Source organism: Bacillus sp. Y3 (genome assembly GCF_008123875.1).
In the GTDB taxonomy this organism is placed as follows: domain Bacteria; phylum Bacillota; class Bacilli; order Bacillales; family Bacillaceae; genus Bacillus; species Bacillus altitudinis.
In genome coordinates, this window is sequence record NZ_VSSC01000007.1 from 201338 (window position 1) to 217592 (window position 16255).

Sequence of the window (16255 nt, forward strand, 5' to 3'; positions counted from 1 at the left end):
ATTCAAGAGGACGCTGCGTCCTCTTTGTTATCTTCTTTGACCCGCTGTCTTTGACTTGATTCTTTTTTTGCTTTATCTTGTGTAGATTCCTTTTGACTCTTCTCTTCCTGATCATCATCGGATGATTGATCTTTCCGATCATTCGTAGAAGCCGGCTGATCTTCTGTATCAGTAGAAGTCAGTTTCACTTTGACCTTCGATCTAGATAATGTCCATGTCACATTTTGAGGGCCATTCACTTGTACTTTGACCTCATGTGTTCCTTCGTTTAAGTCCCCCACATTGATATAGGCTTCAATATCTGAAGCCTTTAGTTTATCAATTGCACTCTTTGAACCTTTTGCTGTTAGTGTGAGACGCCCAGAAGACGGACTCACAAAAGCAGAGCTAAGATCCTTGCTCAGACCCACGACAGAAATTGGTATATTATCGATCTTTTTTTCTTCAGCTGTTGCAACCTTCACTTTGATCTTAACGGTTTCAGGCGATACCTTTTTCACACCATCTGGCAGTGGAATGTCAGCATCAATCTCTGTATCATCTTTAATCTTGCTTAGGTCGAGCTTAACGCCGTCAATAAAATCAAGTGCATCCAGCACCTTTTGAGAACCGTAGACCGTCACCTCACTTGGGCTTGTCTCGATGCTTGAGATACTGATCCCATCTGGCAAGCTGCCCGTCCGCTCAATCTTAAATGGGACCTTCTTGCTTGGACTCGTAATCGGGACCGTAATATCTACTACAGACGGACTCACTTCGACTGGCAGCTCATTCCCACTGCTATCATACACAGTGAGCTTCGCTTCTTTCTCGATTTGCTGATCGACATCCTCTAAATTCACAAATGCTTTAATGACAGAAATTTTGTCGATCACGTCTTTTGAGCCAGTGACCGTGACCTTTTTCGGATTCACAATAGGCTGTTCCGGTGAATAGCCGTCTTTGATTTTATTTTGATTATAAAATTCCGTTTCAACAGGGAATTCAGCTGTCGTTTTTTCCTGTATCGTCACAGTCGTCACAGACGGATTAATCGTTAATGTGATTCCTTTCGATACATCTCTTGCCTTCAATTCGACTTTATGTGTACCTGTCGTAAGGTTTTGCATATCTGCGTAAATTTCAAAATTTTTCGTTTGTCTTGCTGTTTTCACAGCACTAGTTGATCCTTTAATCGTGACATTGACTGTCTGCGGCACACCAGTGACTACATACTTTTCGTCATCATAATACGCTTTAACAGGAATGTCCGTTAAGGTTGCTTCGTCTGTTGTCGATGTTGGGAAAAAGGATTCACCGATTTTTTTCGGCGTGGGCGCTTGCGCTGAATTGACTGCACCATACAGCAATAAAGCGAAGACCAATGCAAGAAACTTAACGGCCCAGCGATTATTCAAAATCTTATCCATTTTTCTTGCCCCTCCAATACCATTTGGTCGAGGAAGCATCTTTGCTGTTCTTACTAAACTCAGCAATCAGCATTTCTTCAAGCGCTTCTTCTGTCAATTCTCGATGGAGATCACCATTTCTTGCGACACTAATGCCGCCTGTCTCCTCGGAGACGATGACGGTTAAACTGTCCGTTACTTCACTAATACCAACTGCCGCGCGGTGACGTGTACCGAGCTCCTTAGAGATAAAAGGACTTTCAGACAGCGGTAAATAACACGCTGCAGCTGCAATCTCATCACGCTTCATAATCACAGCGCCGTCATGAAGCGGTGTATTCGGAATGAAGATATTAATCAGCAGCTCAGAACTGACCTTTGCATTTAAAGGAATTCCGGTCTCTATGTAATCATTCATTCCAGTATCGCGCTCAATCGTTAATAGCGCGCCTATTCTTCGTTTTGCCATATAGTTAATTGCTTTTGTAATTGCCTCGATCGTTTTCTGCTGCTGTTCCTCTACAGGTGTTCCGCTTCTAGAGAAGAAACGGCCGCGCCCAAGCTGCTCAAGCGCTCTCCTTAGCTCTGGCTGAAAAATAATAATGATCGCAAGGAACCCCCACGTAATCGCTTGATCCATCAGCCATTGAAGTGTGTTAAGACCGAGATACGCACTTCCCATCCTGACGAGAACAATGACGACAATTCCCTTTAAAAGCTGAACCGCTTTTGTTCCGCGGATGACCATCATTAATTTATATATCACATACCAAACAACGAGAATATCAACAGCATTACCGAGGTACTGCAAAAAAGGAATATCCCCTAAAGCCATTTCCTCGTCCTCCAGAATTTTCAGTTATTCTTCGTTCGATTCATTTTTATAAAAAAAGAGCCTATGTGTAAGTACATAGCGTGGCTATTATACCACATTTTGTTTCAGCAAGGAAAATAGTTGCCATATCTGGCTGGCATTCAAGTCTGTCCATCAATAGAAAAAGAGCAGTCCCCTTAGAGACTGCTCTCAAACTGTTTGATTTACTTTTGCTCCTCTGGACCAATGACCCGCATCACATCTTGTGCTGTAGATTTCATTTTGTACCAAACCCAATCAAACACTTCATTAATTTCATTGATTTGACCAGTGACTTGTCCGGCAGAAGCAGTCAGCTGTTCTCCATTGACGACTGTTACGTTTCCATCAACCTTGCCTTCTACAATCAGCTTGCCATTTTTCACAGTGACATCACCTTTGACGGTTTCCCCTTTAGGTACCGTCACTGTATCATTTTCAACCACGAGATTCGGCTGCTTTGACACACTGAAATTATGATCCGTATTCCAGCTTGTAAACAGACTGCCTCCCATCAATATGACAAAGAGGGCAGCGGCGACCATTAGCGGATGAGCTTTGATCCATCTTTGAATCGACACACGCTTTTTCTCCTTTGGAAGACCTGCCATCACCTTTGCAGTGAAATCAGATGGTGCTTCTATATGAGATGTACTCTGCACGAGCGCGATGGATTTCTCAATTTGTTGAAAATGAGTACGGCATTCCTCACACGATTGCAGATGGCTCTTTAATTCTTTTTCATCTTCGGGCTCTATGTCCCCGTCTAAATACTGATGCATAAGCAGGACGATTTTTTCCTGACAGCTCATCAAAATCACCTCACTCAAAGGTCTCTCAACTGTTTCCGGAGAGCCTCTCTACCCCTGTGTATTCTCGTTTTCACCGTACCAACTGGTATATTCAGAATCTCACTAATTTCTTTTAACGAGAGTTCATCAATATACTTTAATACGATGACCGAGCGATATTTATCGGGTAATCTTAAAATTTTTTGCTGAATGGTGCTCGATAATTCAAGCGACACCACCTCGTCCTCTGGCAAAATGCCGTCAGCCGCAATTTGAGAATACATATTCAGTCCTTCTGTCCCTGCCACCTCTGCATCTAAATAATAATCCGGCTTTTTTTTACGAATACGGTCGATGGTCAGGTTGGTTGCAATGCGGTACAGCCACGTGGAAAACTTACGATTCACATCAAAGCTCTCAATATTCACATAGGCACGAATAAACGCCTCCTGCGCAATATCTTCTGCTTCATGTGCATTCCCAAGCATACGATAGCACAGCTGATAAATTTTGTCTTTATACAGGTCTACGATGTCTGCAAATGCGTTCTGGTCGCCTTTTTTCACTTGCTTAATTCTCTTTTTAATCATTGTTTCCATAGTATATTCAACCTCTGCCTTCACCGGTCTTTATGTATACGAACCTCGTTCCAAAAGGTTTCATTCTCCTCTAAAAAATAGTGTAACAAATTTTTGACAGCATGTTACGCTTATCAGCCGGTAAAAACCTTAACATATCCTTAAATTTCCCCAAAATTAAAAAAAAGCGGGAACAAGTCCCGCTCTATAATAGCTTTTCACCCATTAAAGAACCAATTAATGCAACTGCCGCTTCTGCTGTTTTATTTTTCTCATCTAATACCGGATTCACCTCAACAAACTCAGCAGAAGTCAAAATACCTGCTTCCTCTAAAAGCTCCATTGCTAGATGACTCTCCCTATAACTGATGCCGCCAGCAACCGGCGTTCCCACGCCAGGGCACTCCGCAGGATCTAGCCCATCTAAATCAAGCGACAAATGAACACCATCTGTTCTTTCTTTTAAATACGCAATGGCTTCCTCCATTACTCTCGTCATCCCTAATCGATCTATTTCATGCATCGTATACACTTTAATGCCTTTTTCTCTAATCAATGCCCGCTCTCCTTCATCTAAAGAACGAGCACCGATCAAGATCACATTCTCAGGCTTTACTTTAGGTGTATAACCGCCAATATTGATTAGATCAGCATGCCCAAAGCCGAGACTTACAGCAAGTGGCATCCCATGAATATTTCCAGAAGGAGAGGTTTCCTCTGTATTTAAATCACCGTGTGCATCATACCAAATGACACCCAAATTTTCATAATGCTCGGCTACACCGGCTAGTGTACCAATTGCAATGCTATGATCCCCGCCTAAAATCAGCGGAAACGAACCTGACTGCACAATACTGCTAACCTTTTCAGCAAGAAGCTGGTTTGCGCCAGCATTCTCCGTTAAGTTTTTCAGTTTTTCACTTGTATAGAGACCTTTCTCATCATCCCTTTGCTCAACAGGAATATCCCCTAAATCCTCGACACTAAATGAAAGCGATTCCAATTTTTCTTTTACGCCAGCACAGCGAATGGCACTCGGCCCCATATCAACGCCTCTTCTCATTTGACCGAGATCCATCGGCACCCCAACAATCGTGACCTTCTTTTGATCTCCCATATGTACATCCCCTTTCCGTTCATGCTTATATTTTACTTTCTCGGTGCCTTCTGACTCAACTCAACAATATTTTGAATAGTTATACATTCCAATCGTCAAAATAAAAAAAGACACCTTTTTAAAAAAGGTGTCTTAACTGGGCTAGCTGGATTCGAACCAACGCATGACGGAGTCAAAGTCCGTTGCCTTACCGCTTGGCTATAGCCCAAAAATGGTGGAGGGGGGCGGATTCGAACCGCCGAACCCGGAGGGAGCGGATTTACAGTCCGCCGCGTTTAGCCACTTCGCTACCCCTCCACATATGGAATTGATAAAAGAAAAACAGTGCCGGCAAGAGGACTTGAACCCCCAACCTACTGATTACAAGTCAGTTGCTCTACCAGTTGAGCTACACCGGCATATGGTGGAGGATGACGGGCTCGAACCGCCGACCCTCTGCTTGTAAGGCAGATGCTCTCCCAGCTGAGCTAATCCTCCACATCATGGTGACCCGTACGGGATTCGAACCCGTGTTACCGCCGTGAAAGGGCGGTGTCTTAACCGCTTGACCAACGGGCCAGTTTGTCAAGTTTACTGTTTCCGTGAAGCTGACAAAAGTTATTATATACAGGTTGTCCCCCTTTTGTAAAGGGGATTTTTATTTTTTTTATTTTCTAACTATTCAACCCTCATCAGCACAACATTTTGACTGAAATATAATTTCAGTATTTAAATATAATATTGAAATTTCATGTCATACTCAATATACTGAAAATGAAGAAATAAGGAGGTATGTCACATGCAGCCATCTCAACTGCGTTCTTTGACAACAGAATCAAGAAACCCTAACACCATGGGAATTTCACAAGCAAGCCCGCTAGAAATGCTCCAAATGATAAATGAGGAAGATATGAAGGTCGCTCAAGCCGTCAACCGTGTCCTTCCAGGCGTAAAGACAGCAAGTGACTTTGCCTTTGAATCCATCTCGAATGGAGGCAGACTCATTTATCTAGGCGCTGGAACAAGCGGCAGAATTGGGGTAATGGATGCGGTCGAATGTCCACCTACCTATAGCATTTCACCTGATGTCATCGTAGGCATCATGGCCGGTGGAGACTCTGCCTTTTCACATGCAGCAGAAGATGTGGAAGACAGTGAAGAAGCTGGTCAAAAAGATTTAGAACACATCCACCTGACATCAAAAGATACGGTTGTCGGCATCGCGGCTAGCGGTAGAACACCCTATATCATTGGCGCTTTAAACTATGCTAGAACCATTGGAGCAAAAACAGTAGCCCTCAGCTGCAATGAACAAGCAGAGATTAGCGAACTAGCAGACTGCGCCATTGAAGTCGTCGTAGGACCAGAAGTCATCACTGGGTCAACACGAATGAAAGCCGCATCCGCTCATAAAATGATTTTAAATATGCTTTCCACCTCTGTCATGATCAGACAAGGCAAAGTATATGAAAACCTGATGGTAGATGTAAAAGTAAGCAATCATAAACTAAAAGAACGCGCCATCACCATCATTCAGCATGTGACCAATGCTTCCTACGAACAAGCCGTAAAAGCACTTGAAGCAGCCGATTTAGAAGTTAAAACAGCCATCGTCATGCTCCAAACCAAAACAGATAAAAAGACAGCCAAAGACCTGCTCAACAAAGCAGATGGTCACATCGACAAAGCCATCTTACGTCATCAATCTTAAAGGAGGAAACTCATGTCAGCAGGCGGACTCACCCTACTACACACAATGAAATCAAAGCTTCCCCAATCTGAAAAAATCATTGCAGACTATATCCTTGCCCATCCTGACAAAGTCATTAAAAGCACAGTGCATGAAATCAGTCAGGCTGCCGGTGCAAGCAGCTCTGCCGTCATCCGCCTCTGTAAGTCTCTCGGGCTGGATGGCTATCACGATTTGAAAATGCGGATCGCTGGAGACTTAATGCACACTGATAAACAAGGCTACCGGGATATCGAACAAGATGAACCACTTCAATCCATTATTCAAAAGACAGCAGGAAACACCATTCAATCGATCAAAGATACAGCCTCTATTTTAAATGTAGAAGCTTTAGAAAAAGCTGTTCAACTGCTGCTGAATGCAAACCAAATCCATTTTATCGGTGTGGGTGCATCTGGCATCGTCGCAGCTGATGCCCAGCAGAAATTTCTCAGAATCAATTATGCAGCCACAGCCTTCACTGACATGCACATCGCATCTACGGTCATCGCAAATGCTGGAAAGAATGACATTGTGTTCGGTATATCCTTCTCAGGAGAAACATTAGACATCATCCAAGCCCTTCAGCTCGCAAAAGAAAATGAAGTGAAAACCATTGCTTTAACGCATCCAGGGCATACAAGCGTTTCTGCATTGTGTGATGTCCATCTATCAACGTCCGGTTCCAATGAAGCACCTTTTCGCAGTGCTGCCACTTCCTCTAGAATGGCACAGCTCTATTTAATCGATGTCTTGTTCCTCAGTTTAGCCTCCCGTCAATATGAACAGACAGCACAATATATTGACAAAACAAGGCATGCCATCCGCTCCATGAAACGAAAAACAAAGGGGGATTCAACATGAGTCATCAAAAAAAATATCAGCAGTTGGCGAAAGAAATCCTTTCACTCTGTGGTGGTTCTGAAAACATCTCTTCCCACACACATTGTATGACACGTCTCCGAATTACACCCATTGATCGTGAAAAAGTGCAAACCACCGCGATCAAAGAACTCGATGGCGTCATTGGCGTCGTCGAAGCGGAAACACTGCAAATCATTTTAGGCACAGGTGTTGTCAACCAAGTATCAAGTGCATTTGAACAGCTGCTCAATGCCTCAGGTTCATATGACTTAAACAACGAAGCACAGAAAAACAAACAAGCCATTTCACAAAAGAACCGCACACCATTCAAGCTGTTCTTACGGCGGATCGCCAGCATTTTCATTCCCATTATTCCAGCACTCGTTGCATCGGGTCTTATTACGGGTATTACAAAAGCGGTCGTGCAAGCAGGCTGGCTCGATGAAAAATCTCAAGCTGCGATTATCCTAACCGTTATAGGCTCAGGTTTGTTTGCTTATCTCGGTATATTAGTAGGAACAAACGCCGCAAAAGAATTTGGTGGCTCTCCTGCATTGGGCGCATTAGCAGGTATTCTCATCATTAACCCAGCTGCTGCTGATATTATGTTATTTGGCACTAATATTCTACCAGGTAGAGGCGGACTCATCGGTGTTCTTCTTGCAGCTATTTTTATGGCACTTGTTGAAACCCGGATCAGACGCTTCGTCCCGCAATCACTCGATATCATCGTCACACCAACCATCACACTACTCATTACAGGCATTTTCACGTACGTTATCTTCATGCCAGTCGGCGGATTTATATCTGATGCCATCACCTCTGGACTTACTTATCTATTAAACATTGGCGGTATTTTTGCCGGATTTGTTCTTGGTGCGACCTTCCTTCCTCTTGTTGTCACTGGACTTCACCAAGGTCTAACACCTATTCATATGGAACTGATTAATTCAATTGGAGATGACCCGCTTCTGCCAATCCTCGCTATGGGAGGCGCAGGACAGGTCGGTGCTGCCTTTGCCATTTATATGAAAACAAAAAAGAAAAAGCTGAAAAGAGCCATTGCAGGCGGACTTCCTTCAGGAATGCTTGGAATTGGAGAACCGCTCATTTTCGGTGTCACACTCCCGCTCGGAAGACCCTTCCTCACTGCTTGTCTAGGTGCTGGAATCGGCGGAGCATTTCAAGCCTATTTCCAAATCGCCACTAAAGCAATCGGGGTATCAGGTCTCCCATTAACCTTTATCGTTCACACACATCAAATGCTACTTTACTTAATAGGACTCTTCATTGCATATGTCGCTGGATTTATCTTCACATACTTATTTGGATTTCATGATGATATGGCTGTTGAATTCGAGGAAAATAAGCAATAGGAGGTCTAGCTCTTGAAGAAATATTTTCTCATCATCACAAGTCTGTTCATGCTCCTTGGGTTACCAGTACAAACATTTGCAACTAGCTCCCATCCTGTATCGTCTTTGTCTAAAACAGCACCTGAAGAATATCCCGTCTTAAAAAAAGCAAAACGACCGGAACAAGTAGGTTTTTCTTCTAGGCAGCTTAGGAAGGTTGATCACATGATTCAAAACGATATCAAAGCAGGGTTTCCAGGGGCAGCACTCATCATTATCAAGGATGGTCAGATCGTCCATCAAAAAGCTTATGGCTACAGACAAAAATATAAAGGGACAACAGAACTCAAATTCTATAAGAAAATGAAAAAGAACACACTGTTCGATTTGGCATCCAATACAAAAATGTATGCCACCAACTATGCCCTGCAAAAGCTAGTATATGAACAAAAACTAGATGTAAATGAAAAAATACAAACCATCCTGCCAGACTTTCAAGATAAACCAGATGCAAAGGTAACCGGCAAAGATCAGCTTCGAGTCAAGGATCTTCTCACCCATTCTGCCGGACTGCCTACCAGTGTTTTATTTTATAGCAAAGAGCAAGCGGGCGCTTTTTTCTCTCAAGATAGACAAACAACCATGAAATGGCTGCCAAAGGTGCCTCTGCAATACAAGCCAGGCACTCAGCATATTTATAGTGATATTGATTACATGCTGTTAGGCATGATCATTGAGAAAAAAACCGGTATGCCACTTGATCAATATGTAGAGTCAACGATTTATCGACCGCTTGGTCTAAAACATACCATGTTCAATCCGCTGAAAAAGGGATTCAAGCCAAAGCATTTTGCAGCAACCGAGCGTCTAGGCAATACAAGAGATGGTGTCATTGATTTTGAAAACATTCGCAGGTATACCTTGCTAGGTGAAGTCCACGATGAGAAAGCCTATTACTCAATGGCAGGTGTCTCCGGACATGCTGGACTTTTCTCTAATACATCAGATATGGCCGTACTGCTTCAGCTGATGCTCAATAAAGGAGGCTATGGGAAAACAACCATCTTTGACCAAGCTTCTATCGATCTCTTTACGGAATCATCAGACACGAACCCAACTTACGGGCTAGGCTGGCGGAAAAACGGCAATACTGACATGGAATGGATGTTTGGGAAATACGCAAGTAAAGAAGCGTATGGACACACAGGCTGGACAGGAACGATGACACTGATTGATCCAAAACACAATCTAGGCGTCGTCTTGCTAACAAATAAAAAACATTCACCCGTCGTTTCACCTGAAGTCAACCCAAATCAATTTGAAGGTGACCTTTTCCCAACTGGTACTTATGGAAGCATCATGACCGCAATCTACGAATCTTTTAAGTAAAAGGAGGAATTTGATGTTAAAAGCTCTGTTCCCCGCTGCACTCGTTTTGGCCCTGCTCACCTCTTCCATTCCAACGGAAAAGGTGAGCTCCGCCCCTCTCCCAACTGCCAAACAAATGGTTCAGGACATGTCCTTGGATGAAAAAATTGGCCAAATGCTCATGCCAGACTTTCGCAATTGGCAAGCAGAAGGTGAATCCGCTCCTACAGGCTTCACAAAAATGAATAAAGAAGTTTCTCACCTTGTAGAGAAATATCATTTAGGCGGTGTCATCTTATTTGCAGAAAATGTCGTTGATACGAAACAAACCGTCAAACTCACACATGAATTTCAACAAGCATCACCCAACATTCCTTTACTCATTTCCATTGATCAAGAAGGCGGAATCGTCACAAGACTACAAAAGGGAACACATTTCCCAGGAAATATGTCGATTGGTGCCTCTCGAAGTGAGAAAAATGCTTATGACACTGGTAAAATCATCGGTAAAGAATTAAACGCTCTAGGTATCAATACAAATTTCTCTCCTGTTCTTGATGTAAATAATAACCCGAATAACCCAGTCATCGGTGTCCGTTCCTTTAGCTCTGACCCTGAACTTGTCACGAGACTTGGTCTGCAAACCATGAAAGGACTTCAAAAGGAAAAGACCATTTCCACATTAAAGCATTTCCCGGGACATGGTGATACAGCTGTTGATAGTCACTACGGTCTTCCGCTTGTCGAACATGATCTAGATCGTCTTAAAAAGGTGGAGCTGTATCCATTTCAACAAGCAATCAACGCAGGGGCAGATATGGTCATGACCGCTCATGTTCAATTCCCAGCCATTGATGACACAACGTATAAAAGCAAAAAAGATGGCGAGGACATTATGGTTCCAGCAACCTTATCAAAAAAAGTCATCACAAACTTATTAAAAGAAGACATGGGCTTTCAAGGAGTGGTTGTAACAGACGCCCTCAATATGAAAGCGATTGCAGATAACTTCGGACAGGAAGAAGCTGTGGTAATGGCTATTAAAGCAGGCGTCGACATTGCCCTCATGCCAGCACCTGTCACGTCCTTAAAGACAGAAAAAAACCTAGAGAATGTGTTCAATGCTTTAAAAAGAGCAGTTCTCACAAAAGAAATCCCGATATCTCAGATCAATCAATCTGTCGAAAAAATCCTTCAATTAAAGATCAAACGCGGCATCATTTCCGCCAATAAATCAGTAAGCCTTGAGAAGAAAATCAAAAAAGCCACACAGCTCGTTGGTCAAAAGTCGCACCGAAAAGCAGAACAAAAAATGGCACGTGAAGGAATCACTCTCCTTAAAAACAACGACAAAACCTTGCCTTTTAAGCCTAAAAAGAATGACAAAATCGTACTCATGGCACCATACGAAGATCAAACAAAAGCAATGTCCGTCACAATTGAATCACTAATCAAACAAAAAAAGATCAAACCTGTGCGTATCCAATCATACGCATTTGCAGATAAGAGCTTCTCCAAAGAAACAGCCAAACTCATTCAAAATGCTGACTATGTCATTACCGGCTCTTACGTTGTCCAAAATGACCCGGCTGTGAATGATGGCGTCATTGATGACGGTGTACAGGATCCGAAAAAATGGGCAACGGCCTTCCCTCGTGCTGTCATGAATGAAGCAGCAGCACAAAACAAAAAATTGGTCATCATGAGTCTTAGAAACCCATATGATGCTGCAAATTTCGAGGAAGCCGACGCCTTACTGGCTGTGTACGGTTTTAAAGGCTACTCAAATGGACAATTCAATCAACCCAATATTCCTGCGGGACTAGAAGTGATTTTTGGAGCGGCCTCACCTAAAGGAAAATTGCCCGTCGCTATCCCATCAGTCACTCATCCTAATCAAACCCTTTACCCATTTGGCTATGGACTCAATTTAAAAGGCAAACAGATCAAATAGGAGGGATTCTCTTGAAAAAGACAGCAAGCTTGATACTCGCTAGCATTCTCATGATCAGCACATTGACCGCCGCCTCCCCCGCAGATTCAGAACGAACAGATACAAAAGGAAAAAAAGCAACAGTCAAAACAGGTATCGAAACATTACTCTCAAGTAACCTCTCTTGGCTTAAAGGGAAAAAAGTAGGGCTTATTACGAATCCTACAGGCATTGATGCAAACATGAAAAGCAGTGTCGATCTGCTATTTGAACACCCCGATATCAAACTGACTGCCTTGTATGGGCCTGAACATGGCGTCCGTGGTGATGCACAAGCAGGAGAAGGCGTCGAATCGTATACTGACGAAAAAACAGGCCTGCCTGTTTACTCTCTTTATGGAAAAACAAGAAAGCCAACTCCTGAAATGCTCAAAAATGTAGATGTCCTGCTATTTGATATTCAAGACGTTGGTGCTCGTTATTACACCTATATTTACACGATGGCGTATGCAATGGAAGCGGCTAAGGAAAACAACATTCCATTTGTTGTCTTAGATCGTCCAAACCCAATAGGCGGACTAAAAGTAGAAGGACCCGTATTAGAGCCAGAACATGCCTCATTTGTAGGTCTCTATCCCATCCCATTAAGACATGGGATGACAACTGGAGAACTTGCATACATGTTTAACAAAGAGTTTCATATCAACGCTGATGTAAAAGTGATCAAAATGAAACATTGGAAACGATCCATGACGTTCGATGACACGAAGCTGCCGTTCGTCCTCCCTTCACCTAACATGCCGACCGTTGATAGTACCTTTGTCTACCCAGCAACAGGATTAATCGAAGGCACAAACGTTTCTGAAGGCAGAGGAACAACAAAACCGTTCGAACTCATTGGCGCCCCATATATCAATAGCAATGAGCTAGCAGATCATTTAAATGGGTTAAAACTAAAAGGCGTTCAATTTAGACCTGTCTCATTTACCCCTACCTTTTCAAAACATGCCGGGACTTTGTCTCACGGGGTACAGCTTTATGTCACAGACCGAAAATCATTCGAAGCAGTCAAAACAGGTCTATCTATCATCAAAGCAATACATGACTTGTATCCTAATGACTTTCAATTCCTACAAACAGGCAGCTTTGATAAACTCATCGGGAATAGCTGGATCAAAGAAGAAATCAATAAAGGCACTTCCATCAAACACATCATGAAACAATACCACCATGACCTGAAAACGTTCGAAAAGAAACGAAAAAAATACCTCATCTATTAATCGCAAAAAAACCTCCACCTTAAAGGATGGAGGTTTTTTCATGATAAAGACTTAGTCACAGCAGGTACTTTCAGCTCGAAACGATGAAGTAAAAAGCCAAACAAGGCTGCAAGCACTTGCTGAAACAGCATGCCAATCACGACAGGAACAGCAACAGCAGGCGGGAAAAAGCTAATGGCAAGCACAGCACCCGCGCTAATGTTCCGCATACCGCCCGTATACACAATCGCCACAATTTCTCCTTGGGTACATTTCATCGCCTTTCCAATCAACCACGAAAACGCATACCCACTCATTGCAATGAAAAAGACAGTCGCTGCTTTGCTAAAAAATGCAGCATCCAGTTCACGCAAATATGGGGCGACAACAGAACTGTTAATCGATACGACAACAAACAAGCCTAATTTTGAAAAAGGAGCCAAGGTCTGACTCATTGCTTTTGTCACCGATGGCTTTGCATACTGACGAACGAGCATCCCTAAAATAGAGGGCAACACCACCATACCGAATAGTCCTTTCATGATCGCCACCATGTCCATATGGACCTGTGTACCAACGAAAATTGACAAGCTTACTGGCACAATCATTGGCGAAAGCAATGTATCAATTAATATGATAGATAACGTTAACCCCACATTCCCTTTATACATTGCTGCCCATATTAAACTAGACACACCTGTCGGAATCACCATCGCAAGCGTCAAACCGGTGATCGTCATAGAATCACCCGCAAATATCAAATGCCCCGCCGACCATGCATAAAGGGGCATCAGCACATGCAAAATCATAAACGATAAAATCAAAGGCAATGGATGCATCACCGTATGTTTTAAAGCTGAAAAAGTAGATGACAAGCTCCCTGAAAATGTCATCACAGCAAACACCCAAGGCACCAAAAAGGTGAAATCTTTTAAATACGCCGCCAATAATACACCAAGTAGCACACTGACAGGCGTAATGAGCGGCATCATCCGGCCGAGCACCTGATTCAAACGGACAAGCATGCCGGCCACCTCCATCCTTCACTTTCTTCCTTGTTCTATTGTAACAAACAGAAAAGTCTTTTTAAGATCCGATCACTTGTTTCATAAGTTTTTGACTCGACGTATCCATTCCAACTACGTCCACCTCTACACCAGCTGTACAATATTTTTCCTTCACACGTTCTATCGCGGCCACACCTGATTCATCCCATATACGCGCTTCAGACAAATCAATGACAACAGCTTGGAGATCTTTTTTCTGATCGAACGCTTGGATGAAATCAGTCACAGAAGCAAAGAAAATTTGGCCTTTTATTCGATAAATCCAAGTCCCTGCTTGGCTTTCTGTAGACGTAATATGAAGCTTCGATATTTTTGCTACAAAGAATACCGCACTAAGAAGAACACCTGCAAAAACACCCTTGGATAAATCATGAGTGAACACCACCGTCACGACCGTGACAATCATGACAATAGAATCTGTTTTTGGGTTCTTTTTTAGCTGCTGGAATGAACCCCAATCAAAGGTACCAATAGAAACCATGATCATGACAGCCACAAGAGCAGCCATTGGAATTTGAACGACTACATCACCCAAAACAAAAATCAATACCATTAAAAATGCACCAGCAACAAAGGTAGAAAGCCTACCTCGTCCCCCTGCCTTTGTATTAATCACAGATTGACCAATCATCGCACAGCCAGCCATACCGCCAAAAAATCCTGCCACCACATTGGCAATTCCTTGGCCTCTCGCTTCCTTATTTTTACGACTAGACGTTTCCGTCATATCATCTACAATCTGCGCTGTTAATAAAGATTCAAGTAAACCAACCATCGCAAGTGCTAAGGAATAAGGAAAAATGATAGCAAGTGTTTCCCAGCTAAACGGTACATTGGGAATAAGAAAAGTTGGCAAAGAGCTAGGCAGCTCTCCCATGTCTCCAACCGTTCTGACATCAATATGCCCAAATACAGCAATCATCGTCATCACAATAATTGCAATAAGTGGAGAGGGAATAACTTTTGTGACCATCGGCAATACATAAATGATCAACAATGCTCCACCTGTCATGACATACATAGCCATGGATTCCCCAACGAAATGCGGCAGCTGTGCCATGAAGATCATAATTGCCAACGCATTGACAAAACCAACCATCACAGACCTCGGAATAAATTTCATCAGACGAGAAACACGACACATTCCAAACACAATTTGAATCAGGCCTGTTAAAATCGTAGCCGCAAACAAATACTGCAATCCATGATCTGCAATCAAATTAACCATAACCAGAGCCATAGCCCCTGTAGCAGCCGAAATCATACCTGGCCGTCCACCAACAAACGAAATGACAATAGCAATACAAAACGAAGCATACAACCCAATCTTTGGATCAACGCCCGCAATAATCGAAAACGCAATCGCCTCAGGAATTAAAGCCAGAGCCACTAAAATACCCGCCAGCACATCCTGACGCACATATCCAAACCATTCTTGCTTTACAAATAAATCTTTCAAACCATCTACTCCTTTTTATATACATACCGCACAAGGAAAAAGAAGGCGAATAAAACTCGGAGATACAGAAAGGAACAAACAATAACCATTCAATTTCGGGGAAAAAGAGGAACGTACAGAGTGTTTTGTAAGAGAGGAAGTCATCACTTTAGTAAGGATAAAAGAAATACGCCGAAGAATCAAGAACAAATAGAAGGAGTATGTAGAAAGCTAAGGCAAAGCTTCCATCAAAATCGCTCGATTCATTTTCTAGTTTAATAAGCCGAACCAAGATCAATAAACGTTAAATATATATTTTAAAACAAACAAAAAAAGCCTTCTCATCAACGAGAAACCTTAACATTTACCATTATCATATAGAGGAAAGCTTCCAAGCGGGCTCGAACCGCTGACCTCTTCCTTACCATGGAAGTGCTCTACCTACTGAGCTATGGAAGCATGGCTCCGCAGGTAGGACTCGAACCTACGACCGATCGGTTAACAGCCGATAGCTCTACCACTGAGCTACTGCGGAA

Annotated in this window: 13 protein-coding genes and 7 tRNA genes; 6 read left to right on the forward strand and 14 right to left on the reverse strand. The window is 42.9% G+C overall.

The window, feature by feature from the left end:
• Window positions 1-2 precede the first annotated feature (2 nt).
• The 10 genes from FXF70_RS16845 to FXF70_RS16890 all read right to left on the reverse strand — a co-directional run bounded on the left by FXF70_RS16845 (window position 3) and on the right by FXF70_RS16890 (window position 5285).
• Window positions 3-1409, reverse strand: coding sequence for a CdaR family protein (locus FXF70_RS16845; protein WP_148780796.1), 1407 nt, complete (start codon window positions 1407-1409; stop codon window positions 3-5).
• Window positions 1402-2223 carry a diadenylate cyclase CdaA gene (gene cdaA / locus FXF70_RS16850; protein ID WP_008344027.1) on the reverse strand — a complete coding sequence of 274 codons (822 nt, stop codon included), beginning with the start codon at window positions 2221-2223 and terminating at the stop codon, window positions 1402-1404. The genes FXF70_RS16845 and cdaA overlap by 8 nt, the downstream gene beginning before the upstream one ends.
• A 203-nt stretch (window positions 2224-2426) precedes the next feature.
• Window positions 2427-3053 carry an anti-sigma-W factor RsiW gene (gene rsiW / locus FXF70_RS16855; protein ID WP_008344028.1) on the reverse strand — a complete coding sequence of 209 codons (627 nt, stop codon included), beginning with the start codon at window positions 3051-3053 and terminating at the stop codon, window positions 2427-2429.
• Window positions 3054-3067: 14 nt separating this feature from the next.
• A complete protein-coding gene (sigW, locus tag FXF70_RS16860) occupies window positions 3068-3631 on the reverse strand; it encodes an RNA polymerase sigma factor SigW (RefSeq protein WP_007498553.1) in 564 nt (187 codons plus the stop codon).
• Window positions 3632-3815: 184 nt separating this feature from the next.
• Window positions 3816-4727 (reverse strand): arginase, encoded by a 912-nt coding sequence (rocF, locus tag FXF70_RS16865; protein WP_148780797.1) that lies wholly within the window; start codon window positions 4725-4727, stop codon window positions 3816-3818.
• Window positions 4728-4863: 136 nt separating this feature from the next.
• Window positions 4864-4935: transfer RNA gene (locus FXF70_RS16870), tRNA-Gln, on the reverse strand.
• 4 nt (window positions 4936-4939) lie between these two features.
• A tRNA-Tyr gene (locus FXF70_RS16875) sits at window positions 4940-5024 on the reverse strand.
• Between the two features lie 28 nt (window positions 5025-5052).
• Window positions 5053-5125, reverse strand: a tRNA-Thr gene (locus tag FXF70_RS16880).
• A gap of 3 nt (window positions 5126-5128) precedes the next feature.
• Window positions 5129-5204, reverse strand: a tRNA-Val gene (locus FXF70_RS16885).
• A gap of 6 nt (window positions 5205-5210) precedes the next feature.
• Window positions 5211-5285: transfer RNA gene (locus tag FXF70_RS16890), tRNA-Glu, on the reverse strand.
• Window positions 5286-5505: 220 nt separating this feature from the next.
• Between FXF70_RS16890 and murQ the strand changes: the two genes are divergently transcribed.
• From murQ to FXF70_RS16920, 6 genes are read left to right on the forward strand one after another with little or no spacing between them, the layout of a single operon-like run.
• The gene (gene murQ, locus FXF70_RS16895; protein ID WP_148780798.1) at window positions 5506-6417 is read left to right on the forward strand and encodes an N-acetylmuramic acid 6-phosphate etherase; all 912 of its coding nucleotides are present in this window, start codon (window positions 5506-5508) and stop codon (window positions 6415-6417) included.
• Between the two features lie 12 nt (window positions 6418-6429).
• Window positions 6430-7299, forward strand: a complete 870-nt coding sequence (locus FXF70_RS16900; RefSeq protein WP_007498558.1) for a MurR/RpiR family transcriptional regulator — start codon at window positions 6430-6432, stop codon at window positions 7297-7299.
• On the forward strand, window positions 7296-8675 hold the full coding sequence (locus FXF70_RS16905) for a PTS transporter subunit EIIC (RefSeq protein WP_008344031.1): 1380 nt from the start codon (window positions 7296-7298) through the stop codon (window positions 8673-8675). The genes FXF70_RS16900 and FXF70_RS16905 overlap by 4 nt, the downstream gene beginning before the upstream one ends.
• Window positions 8676-8687: 12 nt before the next feature.
• Window positions 8688-10043: a penicillin binding protein PBP4B gene (pbp4b, locus tag FXF70_RS16910; protein WP_148780799.1), complete on the forward strand. Its 1356-nt coding sequence runs from the start codon at window positions 8688-8690 to the stop codon at window positions 10041-10043.
• Window positions 10044-10056: 13 nt separating this feature from the next.
• On the forward strand, window positions 10057-11976 hold the full coding sequence (locus FXF70_RS16915) for a glycoside hydrolase family 3 protein (RefSeq protein WP_017358873.1): 1920 nt from the start codon (window positions 10057-10059) through the stop codon (window positions 11974-11976).
• 50 nt (window positions 11977-12026) lie between these two features.
• Window positions 12027-13235 carry an exo-beta-N-acetylmuramidase NamZ family protein gene (locus FXF70_RS16920; RefSeq protein WP_370648324.1) on the forward strand — a complete coding sequence of 403 codons (1209 nt, stop codon included), beginning with the start codon at window positions 12027-12029 and terminating at the stop codon, window positions 13233-13235.
• Between the two features lie 38 nt (window positions 13236-13273).
• Here FXF70_RS16920 and FXF70_RS16925 read toward each other — a convergent pair whose 3' ends face one another.
• The 4 genes from FXF70_RS16925 to FXF70_RS16940 all read right to left on the reverse strand — a co-directional run bounded on the left by FXF70_RS16925 (window position 13274) and on the right by FXF70_RS16940 (window position 16254).
• Window positions 13274-14239: a bile acid:sodium symporter family protein gene (locus FXF70_RS16925; protein ID WP_262368864.1), complete on the reverse strand. Its 966-nt coding sequence runs from the start codon at window positions 14237-14239 to the stop codon at window positions 13274-13276.
• Between the two features lie 61 nt (window positions 14240-14300).
• On the reverse strand, window positions 14301-15740 hold the full coding sequence (locus FXF70_RS16930) for a SulP family inorganic anion transporter (RefSeq protein ID WP_148780801.1): 1440 nt from the start codon (window positions 15738-15740) through the stop codon (window positions 14301-14303).
• A 365-nt stretch (window positions 15741-16105) separates the two neighbouring features.
• A tRNA-Thr gene (locus tag FXF70_RS16935) sits at window positions 16106-16178 on the reverse strand.
• A 1-nt stretch (window position 16179) separates the two neighbouring features.
• A tRNA-Asn gene (locus FXF70_RS16940) sits at window positions 16180-16254 on the reverse strand.
• Between the last annotated feature and the right edge of the window lies 1 nt (window position 16255).